Origin of the sequence: Cochlodiniinecator piscidefendens (assembly GCF_011326755.1) — a bacterium.
GTDB lineage: Bacteria > Pseudomonadota > Alphaproteobacteria > Rhodobacterales > Rhodobacteraceae > Cochlodiniinecator > Cochlodiniinecator piscidefendens.
Genome location: NZ_JAAOIE010000003.1, coordinates 32,847 through 52,063, shown reverse-complemented (window position 1 = coordinate 52,063; position 19,217 = coordinate 32,847). Strand labels below are relative to the sequence as shown.

Annotated in this window: 20 protein-coding genes; 6 read left to right on the top strand and 14 right to left on the bottom strand. The window is 50.4% G+C overall.

What is annotated here, in order from left to right:
* Window position 1 precedes the first annotated feature (1 nt).
* Genes flhA through G9C99_RS09060 form a run of 4 tightly spaced genes read left to right on the top strand, consistent with a single transcriptional unit; the run spans window position 2 to window position 4,347 of the window.
* On the top strand, window positions 2-2,095 hold the full coding sequence (gene flhA / locus G9C99_RS09075) for a flagellar biosynthesis protein FlhA (protein ID WP_166417185.1): 2,094 nt from the start codon (window positions 2-4) through the stop codon (window positions 2,093-2,095).
* Window positions 2,092-2,868, top strand: a complete 777-nt coding sequence (locus G9C99_RS09070; RefSeq protein ID WP_166417184.1) for a flagellar biosynthetic protein FliR — start codon at window positions 2,092-2,094, stop codon at window positions 2,866-2,868. The genes flhA and G9C99_RS09070 overlap by 4 nt, the downstream gene beginning before the upstream one ends.
* Window positions 2,868-3,971: an EscU/YscU/HrcU family type III secretion system export apparatus switch protein gene (locus G9C99_RS09065; RefSeq protein ID WP_166417183.1), complete on the top strand. Its 1,104-nt coding sequence runs from the start codon at window positions 2,868-2,870 to the stop codon at window positions 3,969-3,971. The genes G9C99_RS09070 and G9C99_RS09065 overlap by 1 nt, the downstream gene beginning before the upstream one ends.
* Complete coding sequence (locus tag G9C99_RS09060; RefSeq protein ID WP_166417182.1) at window positions 3,961-4,347, top strand: hypothetical protein; 387 nt, start codon at window positions 3,961-3,963, stop codon at window positions 4,345-4,347. Before G9C99_RS09065 ends, G9C99_RS09060 begins: the two co-directional genes overlap by 11 nt.
* Before the next feature lies 1 nt (window position 4,348).
* Here G9C99_RS09060 and G9C99_RS09055 read toward each other — a convergent pair whose 3' ends face one another.
* Genes G9C99_RS09055 through G9C99_RS09015 form a run of 9 tightly spaced genes read right to left on the bottom strand, consistent with a single transcriptional unit; the run spans window position 4,349 to window position 8,916 of the window.
* Window positions 4,349-4,849: a flagellar basal body-associated protein FliL gene (locus G9C99_RS09055; protein WP_166417181.1), complete on the bottom strand. Its 501-nt coding sequence runs from the start codon at window positions 4,847-4,849 to the stop codon at window positions 4,349-4,351.
* A 14-nt stretch (window positions 4,850-4,863) separates the two neighbouring features.
* The gene (gene flgH / locus G9C99_RS09050) at window positions 4,864-5,589 is read right to left on the bottom strand and encodes a flagellar basal body L-ring protein FlgH (RefSeq protein ID WP_166417180.1); all 726 of its coding nucleotides are present in this window, start codon (window positions 5,587-5,589) and stop codon (window positions 4,864-4,866) included.
* 11 nt (window positions 5,590-5,600) lie between these two features.
* A complete protein-coding gene (gene flgA, locus G9C99_RS09045) occupies window positions 5,601-6,023 on the bottom strand; it encodes a flagellar basal body P-ring formation chaperone FlgA (RefSeq protein ID WP_166417179.1) in 423 nt (140 codons plus the stop codon).
* Window positions 6,023-6,808, bottom strand: coding sequence for a flagellar basal-body rod protein FlgG (gene flgG, locus G9C99_RS09040; RefSeq protein ID WP_166417178.1), 786 nt, complete (start codon window positions 6,806-6,808; stop codon window positions 6,023-6,025). The genes flgA and flgG overlap by 1 nt, the downstream gene beginning before the upstream one ends.
* Window positions 6,809-6,823: 15 nt before the next feature.
* Window positions 6,824-7,540, bottom strand: coding sequence for a flagellar hook-basal body complex protein (locus G9C99_RS09035; RefSeq protein WP_166417177.1), 717 nt, complete (start codon window positions 7,538-7,540; stop codon window positions 6,824-6,826).
* A 3-nt stretch (window positions 7,541-7,543) separates the two neighbouring features.
* Complete coding sequence (locus G9C99_RS09030) at window positions 7,544-7,810, bottom strand: flagellar biosynthetic protein FliQ (protein WP_166417176.1); 267 nt, start codon at window positions 7,808-7,810, stop codon at window positions 7,544-7,546.
* Between the two features lie 3 nt (window positions 7,811-7,813).
* A complete protein-coding gene (fliE, locus tag G9C99_RS09025; RefSeq protein WP_166417175.1) occupies window positions 7,814-8,101 on the bottom strand; it encodes a flagellar hook-basal body complex protein FliE in 288 nt (95 codons plus the stop codon).
* A gap of 11 nt (window positions 8,102-8,112) precedes the next feature.
* Window positions 8,113-8,505 (bottom strand): flagellar basal body rod protein FlgC, encoded by a 393-nt coding sequence (flgC, locus tag G9C99_RS09020; protein ID WP_166417174.1) that lies wholly within the window; start codon window positions 8,503-8,505, stop codon window positions 8,113-8,115.
* A gap of 15 nt (window positions 8,506-8,520) precedes the next feature.
* Window positions 8,521-8,916, bottom strand: a complete 396-nt coding sequence (locus G9C99_RS09015; RefSeq protein ID WP_166417173.1) for a FlgB family protein — start codon at window positions 8,914-8,916, stop codon at window positions 8,521-8,523.
* Between the two features lie 85 nt (window positions 8,917-9,001).
* Here G9C99_RS09015 and G9C99_RS09010 point away from each other — a divergent pair, with 85 nt between their 5' ends.
* Together G9C99_RS09010 and G9C99_RS09005 are read left to right on the top strand one after the other, a co-directional pair.
* Window positions 9,002-10,372, top strand: coding sequence for a FliI/YscN family ATPase (locus G9C99_RS09010; protein WP_166417172.1), 1,371 nt, complete (start codon window positions 9,002-9,004; stop codon window positions 10,370-10,372).
* A gap of 92 nt (window positions 10,373-10,464) precedes the next feature.
* Entirely contained in the window at window positions 10,465-11,535 is a 1,071-nt protein-coding gene (locus tag G9C99_RS09005; RefSeq protein ID WP_231704032.1) for an agmatine deiminase family protein, read from the top strand.
* 16 nt (window positions 11,536-11,551) lie between these two features.
* Here G9C99_RS09005 and G9C99_RS09000 read toward each other — a convergent pair whose 3' ends face one another.
* From G9C99_RS09000 to G9C99_RS08980, 5 genes are all read right to left on the bottom strand, one after another.
* The gene (locus G9C99_RS09000; protein ID WP_166417170.1) at window positions 11,552-14,029 is read right to left on the bottom strand and encodes a DUF6923 family protein; all 2,478 of its coding nucleotides are present in this window, start codon (window positions 14,027-14,029) and stop codon (window positions 11,552-11,554) included.
* A gap of 237 nt (window positions 14,030-14,266) precedes the next feature.
* Entirely contained in the window at window positions 14,267-14,764 is a 498-nt protein-coding gene (locus tag G9C99_RS08995; protein ID WP_166417169.1) for an aminomethyltransferase family protein, read from the bottom strand.
* Between the two features lie 2 nt (window positions 14,765-14,766).
* Window positions 14,767-17,691: a sarcosine oxidase subunit alpha family protein gene (locus G9C99_RS08990; protein WP_166417168.1), complete on the bottom strand. Its 2,925-nt coding sequence runs from the start codon at window positions 17,689-17,691 to the stop codon at window positions 14,767-14,769.
* The gene (locus G9C99_RS08985; protein WP_166417167.1) at window positions 17,678-17,935 is read right to left on the bottom strand and encodes a sarcosine oxidase subunit delta; all 258 of its coding nucleotides are present in this window, start codon (window positions 17,933-17,935) and stop codon (window positions 17,678-17,680) included. The genes G9C99_RS08990 and G9C99_RS08985 overlap by 14 nt, the downstream gene beginning before the upstream one ends.
* Window positions 17,936-17,948: 13 nt before the next feature.
* Entirely contained in the window at window positions 17,949-19,199 is a 1,251-nt protein-coding gene (locus tag G9C99_RS08980; RefSeq protein WP_166417166.1) for an FAD-dependent oxidoreductase, read from the bottom strand.
* Window positions 19,200-19,217: the final 18 nt, after the last annotated feature.

Here is a 19,217-nt window from a genome sequence, read left to right as displayed (position 1 = left end):
CATGAAATTTTCCCTCTCCGTTTCTGATCTTTTCCAACCAACCATCCTGCTTGCGTTAGCGCTGATGGCTGTGATCGTAATGATGATTTTGCCTGTTCCCGCTTGGATGTTGGATATTGGCCTCGCAACATCCTTTGCTCTGGCAATTTTGATGTTCACCGTAACCCTGTTTATCCAAAGACCTTTGGATTTCTCTGCTTTTCCAACAGTGTTGCTGGCATCACTCATGCTGCGCCTGTCGTTAAACGTTTCCTCGACTAAACTTATCATAGGCGAGGGTCATACCGGCACGTCTGCCGCAGGTAACGTGATTGAAGGTTTTGCCAATTTCATCATGGGCGGCAGCGTGTTCATGGGTCTTGTCGTATTTGGCGTGCTGATGATCGTGAATTTTATTGTGATCACCAAGGGCGCAGGCCGCATGGCAGAGGTTGGTGCGCGATTTGCACTTGATGCAATGCCCGGCAAACAGCTCGCCATTGATGCAGATATGTCAGCCGGAGCGATTGATCATGACGAGGCCAAAAAGCGACGCGAAACAGAGCAAGCCGAAACAACCTTTTTCGGTTCTTTAGACGGTGCCTCCAAGTTTGTAAAAGGGGACGCCACCGCGGGTCTTTTGATCACACTGCTCAATCTAGTGATGGGTCTGATAATGGGCGTCGTCATTCACGACATGCCGATATCCCAGGCATTTGAAACCTACGCCATTTTGACAATCGGCGACGGGCTAGTCACACAAATTCCAGCAGTTATCATTTCTATCGCTGCTGCTCTATTGCTTGCTCGTGGTGGCTCAACTGGGGCCACAGATACGGCCATTTTAGAACAAATTGGCCGTTACCCGAGCGCCATTGCTACGGTCGCCGTCCTCATGGCACTCTTTGCATTGGTGCCCGGGCTTCCCTTCCTCCCATTCATGCTAGGGGCCCTGACCCTAGGGGCCGCCGCTTGGTATTTAGGAGAAAAGAAAATCGCAGCTGAGGCGTTAGCCCAAAATGCGTTACATGAAACTCCGGTTGAGACCAAAGAACCCTCAATTGGTGATATGTTAGATTTGGATGATATTCACGTCGAATTCGCGCCAGACTTAGTAAGCATGATTTTAGATCCAGCAACCGGGCTAGATTCTCGTATCTCCAATATGCGTAATCATGTTGCGACTTCGTTCGGGTTGATCCTCCCTGAAATCCGCCTGACGGACGATGCCTCGCTGCGGCCCGGTAGCTACGTAATTCGTATCCAAGGCGTTGAACAGGTGCGCGATGTTCTATTCCCTGAAAAAGTGCTCGCGCTTGTTGCTGAATCAGCTGATTTGCTACCTCCGGGCCAAGACGTCAGAGAGCCCGTATATGGTGCACCTGCCCGTTGGATCGACCAACATCGTCAAGAAGACGCGGCACTAACCGGCACAACAATCGTCTCTTCGGCTGAGGTCATGGCGACCCATCTGCTAGAGGTAATAAAACGCAACTTTCCACGCTTACTTACGCTCAAAGCACTGCGTAGATTGCTCGATGAATTTACCAATCTCAGCGACCCAGTTCGTGCCGATGCAAATCAAAAAATGCTTGATGAATTGGTTCCGGATAAAGTTCCAGTTGATTTATTGCTCAGCGTCATGCGCCTATTGCTGGAGGAACGTGTTTCAATTCGAAACCTTTCTCTCATTTTAGAAGCAACGGCCGAGGCCCGCATCGGCGGAGCCCCCCCAGAGGCCATCTGTGAACATGTTCGCCAACGCCTCGGCTTTCAATTGGTTGCGGAAATGAAACGCGATGACGGGACAATCCCGCTCGTCCAGTTGGCCCAAGAATGGGAAGACACATTCGCAGCCTATCAAGTCGAAGGCCCGCTGGGGCAATCTGACGTTGCTTTGCCACCGGATGACTTTAATAAACTTGCCAACGGTGTCGCAGAACGTGTCGCGAAATCAGGTGAAATGGGGGTGTATCCTGCCATTATCACGTCGCGCCGACGTCGACGTTTTCTAAAAACGCTTTTGGCCGCAAAAGGCATCCACAATCCTGTTTTATCCTACGAAGAAATCGGAACCGAAGCGCGTCCCTCTCTCGTTGGTCTGGTCCCCGCATGATGGACGCGGCGGCAGAAATGCTCTCGCTGACCCATGCCTCTATGTTGGCTGGGTTTGCAGTGTTTCTACGTGTCAGCGCTGCGATGGCTTTCCTGCCTGTATTTGGGGAACAAAGCATCCCAAATCGCGTAAAACTGGGGCTTTCCCTGTGCTTTACCATCATCGTAGCCCCAGCGATCATTCCTGTATTACCCGCTGGTTTTGACCAATCGGACGTGATTTCAATAGCCCTGGCAACCGAAGTTCTGGCAGGGCTAGCCCTTGGTTTTGGCCTGCGATTGTTTGTCATGGCACTGCAAGTTGCGGGGGCTATTGCGGCTCAGGTCACCTCACTTTCGCAAATCTTTGGCGGTGGATCGATCGAAGCTGCGCCGGCTATGGGACATATCCTATTGTTTAGTGGCTTAGCGCTTGCAACCTTGCTCGGGTTACATGTGCGTATTGCTGAGGCCATCATTTATTCTTATTCTGTCCTGCCCTATGGAGTTTTTCCACATCCCGGTGTCATTTCTGAATGGGGTATTCAGCAAGTATCCAAAAGCTTTGCCATGGCTTTTAGCTTGGCCGCGCCCTTTGTTGTTGCTTCCGTTATTTACAATATTGCTTTGGGCGTCATCAATAAAGCCATGCCCCAGCTCATGGTCGCGATGGTTGGTGCGCCCGCAATTACCGCCGGAGGATTGTTGCTTCTGTTCATGATCTCCCCAATTTTACTTACAATCTGGGTCGAAGCGTTTTCTGAGTATTTGGCCAATCCGTTCGGAGTACGTTAATGTCAGAAAACTCCGAAGACGAAGACAAGCAATACGAACCCACCCAAAAAAAACTGGATGACGCCCGTAAAAAAGGCGAATTCGCCAAGTCGGCCGATTTAAATACTGCCGCGGTCTACGCTGGTTTTTTGCTCGCCCTGTCTGTCGTTGGTTTTTATGTTTTACAAAGCGTTGGAACAGCCATGGCGATTTTGATCGGCCAACCTGATCAACTTGCACCTATGTTTTTTGAAGGAAATGCAACCCCTGTCACCGCACGATTGCTTGGCACGCTAGCCCCTTCGCTATCCGCACTGTTTGGCATCCCGATCGCGGCCCTAGTTCTCATGCTAATTTTGCAGAAGAACTATGTCTTTGCACCAGATAAGCTAATACCCAAGCTGTCCCGTATCTCTCTGATCTCAAATGCAAAAAACAAGTTCGGGCGCAGTGGGTTATTCGAATTTGCGAAAAGCGCTTCAAAGCTCATTATTTATGCGATCGTTTTGTGGGTGTTTTTATTTGGGAAAATCGATCTTTTGATGGGGGTCGTCCACCTTCCGCCGACTTTAATTGGCGCTGCCATTGGCGATCTGATCATTCAATTTTTGTCCATCGTACTCTTCATTGCCCTGGGCATCGGGGGCATTGATTATCTCTTTCAACAAAATGAACATGAGCGAAAAAATAGAATGTCGCGAAAGGAAATAACGGACGAAACCAAACAGCAAGATGGCGATCCCCACATGAAACAGCAACGCAGGCAGCGTGGGTACGATATCGCAATGAACCAGATGTTGGCTGATGTTCCAAATGCGGATGTCATCATAGTTAACCCCACTCATTACGCCGTTGCACTAAAGTGGAATCGCGCTGAAGGCCGCGCTCCAACTTGCGTCGCCAAAGGCGTTGACGAAGTGGCTGCCCGCATCCGCGAAACGGCTCACGAAGCGGGCGTACCAATTCACAGTGACCCCCCTACGGCGCGCGCGATTTACGCGACTGTGGACATTGGGAATGACATTCCACCAGACAACTACGCCGCAGTCGCCGCAGCTATTCGCTTTGCAGAAGCGATGCGTGAAAAAGCCAAATCGATCCGGAGCAAAGCCAATGCCAAATAAACTGAATGCGCTGGAAGAGTTAACACAACTCGCGTTAGATACGGACCTACAGGCCGTCAAAGCACTAAACAGCAAAGAGAGCGCCCTCAACGCGGATATCGCAGCTCTGCGTGAAAAATCCCGCACCGGCCTAAAATTTCCTACGGAACACACTATGGAGGATTTAGGGTTTGCAGCCACACAAGGGGACGCAGTCGCCCGTTGGTGCAACATGCGTATTCGAGAGAAGCTTGCAGAGCTCGCCAAGATTCGAGTCGAAAAAGAAACCTTAACCGCAAAGGCTAAGATTTCTTTTGGTCGAAATATGGCTATTCAAAAACTAGCGGAAGCCGCGCAATTAGAAATGCTGCGCAAAGACCGAAACAAAACGCTCTGAGTTAAGCATCTTGCCGGTTAATATCATGGATCAAAACACTCAACGCCATTGGCCCTAATTCTCTGCGTGCGACTTCGGATAGCGCATTTCTAAGCAACAACATCTTTGATGCGCCTGTAAATGCACCTTCGAAACCGCCTGCATTTGCGTGGTCAAACAAAACCTGTAAAAACGCGTCTCTCAATTTTGGTTCGTGAGAAAACACCGTTTCGCTGTTGCCCGGCTCAATTTCCAAGCTAAGAGCCATAACGACCAACGCCGCAACATGCCCTTCTTCGATAACCGGCACAACAAACTGATTGCTCAAGCGAATATATTCGACTGTTGCGTTGTCCACATTTTCGGATTCGGGTTCTTCGTGAGCCACCACGTGACCTTCGTCGCCTGGACCACATGGATTGATTTGCACAACCTCTTCAGATTCAGGTTTCAAAAAAATACCGGCACCGACACCTGCCCCAGTTCCGATAAGGGCCAATAGTATTGGAAATATTTTACCCAAAACAGCTTCCTTTCTTAGAACGGCACCACAATGTCCAGAATTTGCTGGCCATAGCGTGGTTGCTGAACATCTGTAATTTGTCCGCGCCCACCATAAGAAATGCGTGCAGATGCGATCTTGTCGTACGTGATTTCATTTTGCCGCGAGATATCTTCTGGCCGCACAAAACCTGTTACCAAGAGTTCCCGCAGCTCAAAATTCACCCGGACTTCTTGACTGCCCTGAAGCGACAAAACACCATTCGGTAAAACATCGACGATGGTAGCTGCAACGCGAAGCTCCAGCTTTTCATTCCGTCTAACGTTACCTGTTCCAGCCGACGCACTGGTAGACGTGGTATTAATAGCATCGGCCATACTGGCCCCCGCAGGCAGACGTTCATCCAATCGCTGTGGGATTCCAAACAACCCATTTATGCCTAGATTTTCCGACCCGCTTCTATTGCGCGCCGTCGAGTTTGAAATTTCAGCGCTATCATCAATTTCGATAACAACCGTTAGAATATCCCCACGCTGCATTGCACGACGATCCCCCAACAAAGAACCACGAGATCCGGTCCAAAGGGACGCCTGATCCGCAGGGCGCGTAGGAGTAATTTCCGCAGGTAATCCGGGAACCAGCATCGCGTGTTGTTCCTGATTTCCTTCCAAAGGTGTAAAGCTCGGCGCGCGTCCGACCTCTTCTAGTCGTCCGCAAGCCGTTGCAGCGATCAATAATGTCAAAGTTGCTACTTTTTTCATCCGATATTCCATCATTGGCCTACGTAAACCGTTCCGTCCTCTGCGACTTGCCCAGTAACAGTGCTGCGTGAAGACAAGTTCATGACGCGCAACCGTTCGCCTGGTGCCGCACGTCCCATCGCACGACCTTCGGTAGCGATCATCAGGCCACCGCCATTATAGACAAGCGTAATAATTTGATTTCTTTCGATAATTGCTGCCGGCCCAACTTCACCTGATCGTATAGGTCGCCCCGCATACAAAACCACACGGGATTCTTGCCCAATCAATTGTTCTATCGCAGTGTAAGTACCGGGAACCTCACCAACGTTAAGCAGCAAATCCTGCTCTGTTAACATCGTATGGCTGCGTATGGTTCGCGATGCTACGACCACTTCGGCACACACACTGGTTGCCATCATAGCAAAACATATACTGGCAAGAACTCGTTTCATCAGCGCACCTGTGCCGCAGCTGCCATCATTTGATCTGCCGCAGTAATAACTTTGGCATTCAATTCATATCCGCGCTGTGCTTCAATCAGCTCTGTAATTTCTCGCACGGCATCTACGGATGAGTTTTCCAAGTAACCTTGGCGCAACGTCCCCAACCCATCTTCGCCTGGAGCACCGGAAATTGCAGGACCGGACGCCGAGGTTTCAACGAATAGATTTCCACCAATAGCCTCAAGCCCTTTGGCGTTGGTAAAGTTAGACAATGTAAATTGCCCCAATAATTGCGGTGCGACTTGATCGGTAAAGTGAGCGTAAACTTCGCCATTTCCGTTGATCGAAACGCTTCGTGTATCGGACGGAATCGTAATATCTGGGGCTACGGGATACCCATCAGAGTTCACCAACTGCCCGTCAGCAGAACGTTTCAATCCGCCATCACGGGTGTAGGCTGCACTTCCAGATGGAAGCGTAATTTCAATAAAACCGCTGCCTTCAATAGCAACATCCAAATCACCGCCAGTTTGGCTCAGCGATCCTTGAGCAAGTTCCATCGTAACCGAAGCCGGGCGCACCCCCAAACCAAGCTGAACGCCCGTGGGCATCACTGTGCCATCAGCAGAACTGATGGAACCAGCTCTTGAATGTTGTTGATAGTGCAAATCCGCAAATTCAGCCCGTCGCGCATTATACCCAGTGGTGTTCATATTCGCGAGATTGTTGGAAATGGTTTCCACCCGCATCTGTTGGGCGCTCATACCCGTGGCTGCAATTGTTAAAGCACGCATTGTGAAATCCTTTCTCTAACGACCTAAAGTTTGGAGGACGCCACGAATACGTTCATCCTCTTTGTCCATAAGGCCCTTCCCTTGTTCATAGGCGCGTTGCACTTCGATCATCCGTGCGATTTCCATCACCGGGTTCACATTTGAATCTTCTAAAAAGCCCTGAAGTATCGGTGAGCCTTCAATTGGCTCCACGCCATTTTCGACAGCAAACCGTACGCCGTTTCGTCGGCTGAGTTCAGACATATCAATCGGGTTGAATAGGCCGATTTGCGCTAATGGCTGACCGCCAGCAGACAATGTTCCATCAGATGCACTCGCAATTGGGCCAGCATCTGGTGGGATAAAAATCGGCGCACCACCAAGATCTAAAACACGGTACCCGTCATGCGTGACAAGTTCACCATTAGCATCCGGGGTAAAAGACCCGTTGCGGGTCAATTGCTCCCCTTCTGGGGTTTCAATCAGGAAAAACCCTTCGCCTTCGACTGCGAAATCAAATGTACCACCGGTATGTGACAGCGGTCCCTGCGCATGTTCATTGAATTGAACATTTGCAGTCGCCATCGAGATAGATCGGCTTTGGCCTTCAATTTCGCTGATGTATTCAGAAAACACCAATCCTTCGCGCCGAAAACCGGTGGTCGAAATATTGGCTATGTTATTTGCCACGACTTGCATCTCACGGCGTAAACCGGATTGACGGGTGAGCGTGGTATAGGTTGCTGCTTCCATGAATTAAGTTCCTGCAATGAGAGGTATAAGCCGTTCAGTAAAGAAGCTTACGAGAGTCTGTGTCATAAACCCCATTGAGGCCCAAAACACAGCCACGATCGCAATCAACTTTGGCACGAAGGTCAGGGTCATCTCTTGGATTGAGGTCAACGCCTGAAAAAGGCCAATCGCCAAACCGGCAAGCAAAGCGACCACCAAAATTGGCACCGAGATTGTTACCGCGATCCAGAGCGCCTGACGCATCGTGTCAAAGAAAATTGCCTCGTCCATGGATCACACAGGCATCCGCAGGATTTCTTGATAGGCTTCGACAACTTTGTCGCGAACCGTCACTGCGACCTCAACGGCGAGTTCGGTTTGCGCCAAAGCCTGAACCAAAGCGGCAGGGTCAGCCTGCCCGGCCATAGTCGCCATTGCCGTTTCTTCGCCCTGTTGCAAAACTTGGGCAAATTCGGAAGCGGCCTGACCCAGTACATTACTGCCTTCGGCCTCGGGGTCAGGTGCTGTTAGGGGTCGTGTTGCCGCGTAATTCTGCGCGGCCATTGAGGAACGGATGTCCATTCTGTACTCCATTATTTTCTAAGTAGTTCGAGCAACCCTTGCGACATTTGCCGCGCTTGATCGAACATTTTGAGGTTCGCCTCATAGCTGCGTTGCGCTTCGCGCGAGTCAGCAATTTCGACCACCAGATCGACATTCGATCCATCAAAGTAGCCGTTCTCATTCGCAAGCGGATGACCCGGTTCGTAAATTTGGGTTAATTCGCTGCGATCCAGTTGCACAGGTCCAGCCTGCACCTCGCCGTTGCGGTTCCCACCTTCCATAACCTGTTCAAAGGCTATGGTTTTTCTGTGGTAACCCGGCGTGTCCACGTTTGCGATATTTTCAGACAAATGACGCAAACGAATGGCCTGAGCGCGCATTCCGCTCGCGGAAAGTGCAAGTGTGTCAGAAAGAACTGTCATAAATTTATCCTCCGCTTAGCGACGCCCAAGGCTGCTGCGTAAAATTCCCAGTGATGTTTTGTAGATCGACAACGCCATGTCGTGTTGAAACCGGTTTTCAGTGCTGCGCATCATTTCGGTTTCAAGAGAAACGGTATTGCCGTTCGGGTTTGAATCCTCATGGGTCAAATAGGTGCCATATTCAGCACCAACGCCGCCGCCAACGAAATCCATATGCCCTGACCGCGTAGAACGTAATGCCGCCCCGCCCGTATCACTGCGTTCATAGGTGTCAGAAAAAGAAACAAGATCGCGCGCCTGATACCCTGGGGTATCAGCATTTGCGATATTACGAGCGATCATCTGATGACGTTCGCTCGAATGTTCGGTCATGGCTCCAGCCATGCGGAAGAGTTCTATCTTATTAAGCATCGGGGCTTCTCCCTCGATTGGTTTCAACCAATGCTTAACTGTGATTCCTTTAGAAAAGGTTGTCAGCTCACGCAGGAGAATCCCGATGACACATTTAAAGCTAGAATCCTTACTTGCAGAAATTTCGACAATCGACACTGTACAATCCATAGGCCGTGTCGCCGAAATTTCTCATGGTACGCTAGTCGTTAAAGGGCTTTCAGATATTGCCAGCATTGGTGATCGCATTTCTATACATGCAAAATCAGGCGCGCTCATCGGTGGCGAAATTCTTCAGATTACCGAAGACAGGGCCATTGCACTGCTTGATGGGCAAGTCAGCGGAATCGTTATCGGTGACCGTGTTTTTCACGAAGGGCCAATGACCATATCCCCTGACCCGAGTTGGATCGGTCGTGTCATAGATGCCGCTGGCCAACCGATGGATGGTCGTCCACTGCGCCGTGGCCCCGATGCCCGTTCACTCCACAATGCGCCCCCCAAGGCAACAATTCGCAAAACACTAGGAGCACGTTTAGAAACCGGGCTTTCTGCCTTCAACACACTGCTTCCTTTGGTTCGAGGTCAACGTATCGGGCTTTTCGCGGGTTCAGGTGTTGGAAAATCTACCCTTCTGTCAAAGTTTGCCCAAGGCGTCGAAGCTGACGTTGTGGTCATTGCGCTTGTCGGCGAACGAGGGCGCGAAGTACGCGAATTTATCGAGAATACTTTGGGCCCTGAAGGCATGGCCCGCGCGATTGTTGTCGCTGCCACCTCGGACCAATCCCCCATTCAGCGCCGACAATGTCCTTTAACAGCCATGACCATTGCCGAGTATTTCCGTGATCTCGGCGCGCACGTATTGTTGTTGACGGATTCTGTCACCCGTCTTGCCGAAGCACACCGTGAAATCGCATTGGTTACCGGTGAACCACCGTCGCTTCGCGGGTTCCCCCCGTCAACCACACATTTAATCACCTCCCTTTGTGAACGATCCGGCCCTGGATTGGATGATAGCGGTGACATTACGGCTGTGTTTAGCGTTCTTGTTGCAGGCTCAGATATGGATGAACCCGTAGCCGACATTTTGCGGGGTGTTTTAGACGGGCATATTGTTATGGATCGCAAAATCGCAGAACGAGGCCGTTTCCCCGCAATCGATTTGTTGCGCTCTGTTTCCAGAAGCCTGCCCCACGCGGCGAGTGACGATGAAAACATATTGATCAAAGAAGCCCGCCGACTGTTAGGGGCCTATGATCAGGCAGAGTTGATGATCCAGGCGGGCCTTTATACCACCGGGTCAGATCGCGCGGTTGATGATGCCGTAAAGGTTTGGCCACGACTGGATGCCTTTTTGGCTGAAGAAGTCCAAGACGGCACAAGCGAAAGTTTCGAAAACCTACGGCGCATTTTATCCGTTGTCCCCAACCCACATGCGAAAACAACTTCTGTCACGAGCAATGCTTTGGTCAAATAGGGCTGTGTTCAGCGTTGGCGCATTTAAGGTTCTATTGGTTCAAAAACGGATAGCAGATATAATGAACCCGAATGAACGTAGGTGATAGTTTCATGAACAGGCGGCGATTGATAAAAGGCGGGGCAGCATTGGCTGCGGTTGGATTTCATAGCAAACTCAGTGCGCAAGAGGCCGGTTCTTATCGTGTTCCCGCTGAGGAAGCGCCGCATCAGTTTACATTCATGCAATGGCCTGCCAGCCGTCAGGTTTATTCTGATTCAGAATTTCTGGATCTGACGCAACAAACAATAGCAGACATCGCCAATACCATTTCGGAATTTGAGCCCGTGAAAATGCTTGCTGATGCAAGCCTTCATAGGTCGGCGCGGCAGAAACTTTCTGCGTCGGTTGAACTATGGGACATACCAACCGAGGATTTGTGGTGCCGAGATGCAGGTCCAATTTTCGCGATCAACAATGATCGACAACTGGCCATCAAACATATCCAATTTAATGGATGGGGTGAAAAGCAAACACATCAACACGATTCACAAATTGCCCGCAGAGTTGCCGATCATCTAGAATTACCCCTCATCCCAACCGAGCTATTCGGAGAAGCGGGCGGTGTGGAACAAGATGGTCATGGCCTCCTCATCGCGCATGAAAGTTCTTGGGTGAATAGAAACCGTAATCCGGGAATGTCGCGCGCAGACATCGAACGTCACTTACTGCAAGCCTACGGAGCTGAGCGCCTCATTTGGTCAAATGGTGTTTGGGGGGAAGATATAACCGATTACCATATTGATAGCCTTGCGCGCTTTACCGGGCCCGGTCGCGTATTAGTCAATCTTCCAGAACAGATCGACGATGAGGACCCATTTCACCGAGCGGCGCTTGAAACGCACGAACGGCTTATCACCGCAGGTTTGGATGTTGAAACAATTCCAGAACCCAATATCCGCCGTATCACGGGTCCCGAATTTGTCGCCTCTTACGCCAATTATTATGCCTGCAACAGCGCAATAATAGCTGCACAATTCGGAGATGCTGAGACAGATCAAATCGCAGAAACCAAACTTAAACAGCATTACCCAGACAGAGAGATCGTGATGCTAAACGTAGATCCACTTGGTGAACTTGGAGGTGGCATTCACTGCGCGACACAGCAAATGCCAGCTGTTTAACGAAGAGCGCCGTTCCTTACATCAGCAACCCGTCGGAAAGCGTATCGAGGAATGTATCCCCTAGATTGAGGTGATCATTCAAAATGATAGCGCCATTCCCGATATCGATTGTAAAAGTTCCATCATTATTATTGGTGATATTTTCTGCAATCCACTCGCTCTGAGATAGACCACCATCTAGCAAATCAAGCCCCCGCAGATCAATCCGGTCCGATTGACCACCTCCACGGGTAAAGTCTGTGATTTGATCTGTACTGCCGTCTAAATCACCACTGCGAAATACGAAAGTATCGCTATCGTCACCGCCTGTAATAACATCAGCTCCACTACCACCGTAAATTTTGTCTTTGCCTGCGCCACCGTCGATGACGTCATCGCCTGTATGCCCGTTGATGTAATCATTGCCGTCTCCTCCTGAAACTGTATCGTTGCCGCTGCCTGACTTAATACGATCATTGCCATATCCACCTTGCACGTCGTCATCGCCAGCGCCGGAATCGATTACATCGTTGCCTTTACCTCCGAGAACGTCGTCGTCACCTGACCCTCCGTAGAGTGAGTCATTCCCATTCCCCCCATCCAGAGAGTCAGCACCCGATCCACCTTTTAAGACATCATTTCCTTCGCCGCCCAATATGACATCATCACCAGATCCCGAGGACATACTATCGTCGCCGCTGCCGCCGCTCAGATTGTCTGAACCTGACCCCCCGGTTAGTGTATCGTCGCCGCTGCCGCCGTTCAGCGTATCATGCCCGGCTGAGCCGCTCATAAGATCATTTCCCGCGCCGCCATATAAAACGTCATCGTCTTCGGGCAAGGGATTCCCAAACTGATCAAACCGATTGCCGTCATCGTCATAAACTGAGATCAATCCGTTGGGCGGGCTGTCTGGGCCTGCACCTCCGTAAATCGCATCGTCATCGTCATCACCAGACAGTGTGTCCCCCAAAGATGCCCCAATCACAATGTCTTCGCCCAGACCGCCAGCAATGGTATCTTGGCCTCCATTCCCATTTACGGTGTCGTCATAGGTCTGATCTGCTCCCGTCGTTGGAACCATTTCAGGTGATCGGATCAAAACACCTGCAGATACGTCAACTTCGGTAAATGGATCCATTGAACGCGGATCAATAGCACCGTCATTAGAATAAGCTTTGGGCGCATCTGCGACCAATGTTAAAAAATACGCACCTGTATTTGGGTCTAAATCGATACGATAAATGCCGCCAGAGGTACCTGTGCTATCGTCCATATCATGGTCGCCACCATTGCCGCCGGCATATAGGTTGCCATCCCCATCAATAATCAATGCCCCAAATGTGATTGCGGGCATTCCAGAATGCATCACGCCATCAATCATCGTCCCGTCAATTGTAATAGAGGAAAAAATCGGCTCCCCCCCATTGGCGACCTCAGAAATATCGATGGAGTATAGTTTGCCCGGCCCCCCCTCAGAATTGGGCCGGACTAGCCCGTAAAAAGTTTGTGTTGCCGCATCAAAAGCCACATCCCACATTTTGTCGGTAATCATGTCCTTTGGAAATTTAAAGGTGGTCGCAACCGGGTTGCCATCTGCATCAAACTGGTCAACGTCAATCATCGTGACGCGGTCCATGCTCGATTGGAAAGCCCATAGATTGCCAGAATCATCAAAATCCGCAGTCCACGACGCATATGGCGAAGGTCCTATGCGATAGGCATCTCCTGTCGCATCGATCATGACTAAGTCACTGCGCGACACCGCATTGCCAAGCGCATCTACCCCGTTGCCCACAGCAATACCATAAATCAAATCATCCTCTTGGTTAAACCCAATGGCATTTATACCGACAGTCGCGCTTGCGCCCGCTGGTGAATAGGTTTCGGTTTCAACATCAAAGACATTTAGCTGACCATTCATCACCTGATAAATATTGGTTTGTCCCTCGGCAAAAGCCTGAACGGTCACCGCTTCGCCATCTATCATGATAGATTTTTCGTAGTAGAATACTGGCCCGTCCGTATTGATCACAGGGGCTGAGCTGTCATCATCGCTTTCGACCGAACGAAATGTCAGCTCACCTGCGCCGCCAGTACCGGAAAAGTTAATTTCATGCGCCTCAAAGACCGCACTATTGGTATCGAAACTATCAATAACAACGCCGTTCCATAACACTTCGACAGCACCGCTGACTGTCCCCGCACCATAGTTTGCCGCCAAATCAAAGCTCACTGAATAAGTGGCATCTTGAATGGTTTCGACAGTTTGGGACATAGAACTATGCCCATCAGCGTCGGTTGTAACGGTCCACGCAGCATCCTCACTGTATTGCGCAAAGCTCGTTGCACCTTCCGTGCCATTTAGCAAATTTTCAGAAACAAAATCCCCGTAAATTGTATCAGCACCTGAAGAACCCGTAATCTGATCATCGCCCGCCAAACCTACAATTTGATCTTCGTCCGTCGTCCCCATCAGGGTTTCTGTTTGGTTGGTTCCAATGACAGCTGGCATTTTGTAGACCCCTTGTAAAAGCATTCTATCCTGAGATAGCGACGCCGAATCTGGCGACTCTCGAGGAAATTGAGATATCTATTCAGGGACTCACAGTAGGAAATTCGTTTAGAATAATCCTGTGCCAAAGGGGATAGAACAACGTGCAATAGGTTCTGGAGATCTATCTTTTGGATAGTATTCTTGCTTGGGAAAATAACGCCCAAGCAAGGAAGTTTATTCAAAGCAATGCGCCTATTATGCTATCGCTCTATCAAGGTAATCTTGAATGAGATCGCCAAAACTTTGCTCAACAGCAAATTCAAAGCCGCCCTCCTGTCGCAATACCAGTGCCTTTAGACCGAACACCTCAGTGTACGTCACAGCGTCTGCCCCAAAGACAGACGAATGCAAATCCAAAGGGCAGGCAATTGACATCACTTGTGCAGCATCGGCCCCTACAACCGAAAAGAACGTAAGGGTATCGGATACCTGCACAATACTCACATCTGACGGCGCTTGATCAGGTTTTAGTGTCGAAATCAGGGTGTCTTCAGCGGAAATATCCCCGCGCAAGATCCAATGGTTCCGACCGATGTGAAACAGGGTGCTTCCGGCAGACTGCGTGTAGGTATTATGCTGGTCAGGAAATACAGGCAGTATGCCACCTGCATGGTCGCTCATTGCGCCCTTTTTCCCCTTAAGGTCAAAAAGCGCTGACAGGCCTTGGCGATTTATTGTTACATTATACCCCATGATTAAGACCTCAACAGTTCGCCAGCCGGGTCATGAAACACCGGGGCAGTAATTTTTGCAGGAATTGTCCCGTCTTTTAATCGCACATGTGCAATTTCGCCGTGTCGTGCATGACCATTTTCCAATAACGCAAGACCAACCCACCGGTTTTGAACAACACTCCAAACACAAGCCGTTGTTAGACCTTCAGTGGCTTCTTTGCGTCCTCCTGGGGTAAGTGGCGCCCCCTCTGGAATTGCACGGTTTGGATCCTCTGGCAGCAACCCAACCAATTCACGGCGGGTTTTTCCTGAAGAACGACGCAAAGCCACAGACCGTTTCCCAAGGTAGTCTGGTTTCTTCTTAGACATGACCCAACCCATATTCAGATCATAAGCGTCTGCTGTTCCGTCAACTTCGTGCCCTAACGAAAGGAATCCTTTTTCGACACGCAGAACATGGTTGGCCTCTGATCCAATCGCTTCAATTCCAAACTGCGCCCCGGCTTCCATCACCTTTTGCCACAGTTCGCGCATGTGCCGCGGCGCGACATTCACCTCAAATGACAATTCTCCAGTAAAGCTAACCCGCACGACGCGTGCAGGAATTCCACCAACCGTACCGTCACGCAACGACATGAATTTGAAATTCTCTGGTGACAGATCAATATCCGTACCAAGTGCTTCCATCACATCCCGGGCTTTGGGTCCACAAATCGTGGCGTTGTTCCATTGCGATGTCACCGTAGTGATCATGACTTCCCAATCTGGAAACTCAGTCTGAAGCAATTCTTCCATATGCATATTCATCGCATCCGCATGGCCGGTAGACGTCGAAACCATCCACCGATTTTCATCCAAACGGAACGTCACCCCATCATCCAGAATAAGCCCATCTTCCGAAAGCATCAGCCCGTACCGGCCGTTCCCCGGTTTTAAGTTGGACATTACATTCGTATAAATGAAATCAAGAAACTTCCCGACGTCACGCCCCTTAAGCTCAAATGTGCCCAAAGGTGATCCGTCATAAACCCCCACTTTTTCACGAACAGTGCTGGCTTCGCGATTTACCGTTTCTTGAAAGCTTTCACCTTTGCGGGGGAAATAACCTGGACGACGCCACCGCGCACCCGCTTCGTACATGAATGCGCCATTGGCATGGTTCCATTCAGTGATAGGTGTATGGCGATAGGGAAATAGAACGCTTTCTTCGCGCAGACCGCCTATCGCACCAAATGACACAGGCGTATATGGGGACCTAAAAGTAGTGGTTCCAACATCCTGAAGATCGACACCTTTTTGTAATGCCACCGTGCCAATAATATTGATATTGCCAGTTTTCCCCTGATCAATTCCCATGCCACCCGTTGTATAGCGTTTCACATGTTCAACGTTTGTATATCCTTCGCGCAGGGCAAGGTGTACGTCGTCAACAGATACATCGTTTTGAATATCTAGAAACGCTTTGCCCTTGGGGCCTTTGGCTTCTACGCGCCACAACGGTTCAATCGCATAGGGTGCATCATTGGTTTTTGGCGTTTCAGTCGACGCCCCCCCAGAAACCTGCGCCCCGGCTTCAGCACCTGATGACAACGCTTGCGCTAATGTCATCTCGCCATTTGCAGCCCCAACACTTAGAGTAGGCTGCGCCGGAACATCCGGAACAAAACTCGCAATGTCTTCATCAAATTTCAACGTACCACGCGACTGAGAAAACAAGTGCACCGCTGGGTTCCAGCCGCCAGATTGCGCAATAAGATCGCATTTTATCGTCTGTGATCCGTTGCCCGAGATCGAAGAAACAACCACGGATTTGACCCGTTTATGCCCCTTGGCCGCAGTAACAACGTGGCCTTTCAGAACTTTCATGCCCGTAACCAAGCCTGTAACATCGCTGGGAACATTTTTTCGACTGTCAACGATTGCTTCAATGCTGATGCCAGCCGCTGCCATATCTGCCGCAACCGCATATGCGCTATTGTTGTTGGTAAAAATCACAGCCTTTTTGCCCGGCAAAGCGGCGTAACGATTTACATAGGATTGCACCGCAGATGCCATCATCGAACCCGGGCGATCATTGTTGGTAAACACCATAGCGCGCTCAATAGCACCTGTTGCGCAGATGACCTGATCAGCACGAACACGCCAACTACGTTCAAGCACAGATTTACCGTTAGGTTGACGTTCATTGACGATCATCAGGTTATGTTCGCGATAGGCCCAAACTGTGGCATTCTGAATGTGCGTGACATTTTCCATAGCCGTCAACTCTGCAACAGTGTCAGCGACCCACCTCATCGCAGGCAACCCATCTATCGTCAGATTACGACTGAGCAGACTACCACCTGCTTCAGTTCCCTCATCCGCAAGAAACACGCGTTTTCCAGACCGACCAGCGATCAACGCAGCCATCAGACCCGCCGGGCCTGCCCCCGCAATAAGAACCTCCGCGTGAGCATGCCGCGCCTCGAAATGGCCTTCTGCCGGAGGCATGGCAGGTGCGCCAGCCAATCCAGCCGCCCGCCGAATTGAAGGCTCAAACATATGCCAGTTCGGCCATTTGAATGTTTTGTAGTAAAATCCAGCCGGCAGAAACTTGGTAAACAGTTGATTTATACCACCCAGATCAAACTCTGGAGACGGCCAGCAATTGACCGATTTGGCCCCTAAACCCTCATGAATTTTAACGGTTGTTATAGGGCAGTTTCCTGAAGCATCGGAACCTTCCAACTCAACAAGTGACGCAGGCTCTTCGACCCCCTGACCAACAATCCCCCGCGGACGGTGGTATTTGAAACTGCGCGCAGTCACACTAACACCGTTGGCAATCAAGGCAGAGGCCAGCGTATCGCCCTCAAAACCTTTGTAAGGTTTACCATTGAAGCGAAAATTAACTGTTCGATTACGGTTGATGCGCCCACCGGATGTGAGGCGATTATTCTGTGTCATTTGGAGCCTCTACAATATCGTGTGTCCGTGTATCCCGCCAGATTGTCAGCCATTCGCCGCACCCGCGTGCGTGCCACCAACGTTCCTGAACCGGTCCCAACGGATTTGGTTTCACGGTGAGGTATTCAATCCAATCTGCATCGGATGTTGTATTGGGGTCTGGGCGCTCTGTGCCAACAGGACCACCAAATAAAAATTCGCTTTCGTTACGGCTGCCGCAATATGGGCAGGTTATTCTAAGCATGTTTCCTGTCCTTTTATCGGGCTGTCGTAGTGCCGGCTTCCATAATGAAATCCAGATGTTTGAAACGATCGAGCGTAAATGATGACATTAAGGGATGCGGTGTTCCCTTCGCTACGAGATGCGCAAGCGCAAGCCCGCCAGCAGGAATAGCCTTATAGCCCCCCCACCAACCTGCCGTTACAAACAAGCCGCCCACTTCCGTTTTCGACATGATTGGAGACGCATCATGGGCAATGTCCAAATGCCCGCCCCACTGACGCATGAGCTTTAGCTTTTTGAACGCCGGGAACAGTGACAACATTGATGTCACTGTATCCTCAAATACATTTTGCTTAATATCACGCCTGAAACTTTGCCCCATGTCAGGGGCGCCGCCAATGACCATTTCGCCTTTGTCAGATTGACTGAAGTAGAACCCGCTATCTGGGCAATTCACAATCACATCCACCAGTGGCTTTACTGGTTCGGATACAAATGCAGTGAGGTTCATCGTGCGCAACGGCAATTTCAACCCGGCCGTTTCCGTGATGGTTGTGGTATGGCCAGAAACAGCAACAACAACTTTTTTGGCGCGAACCGTTCCCCGGTTGGTTTCCACACCTGTAATGGCTCCATCGGAACCTCTGATCAGGGATTGAACTGCGGTTTGTTGGTGGATTTCAACCCCAAGCTCATCAGCCCCCCGGGCATATCCCCAAGCCACAGCATCATGGCGATTTACGCCTGCGTCGGTATGAACCATTCCACCGATAATTGGCAGTCTCGCGTCAGGACCACCACCTGTCAGCGCCGGTATCCTGCGGCGCACTTCATCAGTGCTAATCTGCTCATAGGTTGAACCATAAATGTCCATCGTCAATTGACGGCGGCGCAGTTCGCGCATTTTTGGGTAGGTTTGAACCACATCAACCATGGTGCGCTTTGAATGCATCATGTTGAAGTTCAGCTCCTTGGTCAGCCCCTCGTACATGGCAACTGACTTTACATAAAATGGGATAGATTCATCCCGCATGTAATTTGAGCGTATAGTGATGGTGTTCCGGGCGATATTTCCGCCCCCCAACCATCCACGTTCCAACACCGCCACATTGGCGGTGCCGAATTCTTTGGCCAAGTAATAAGCAGTGGCCAATCCATGACCACCTGCCCCAATGACAATGACATCGTACTGATCCCGTAGCGGCGGGCTGCGCCAGGCTTGCTGCCAATTACGGTGACCAGAAAGTGCGTTTTTCGCGAGTGAGAATAAAGAATATTTTTGCATGACAAGGTCAAGTTTCAT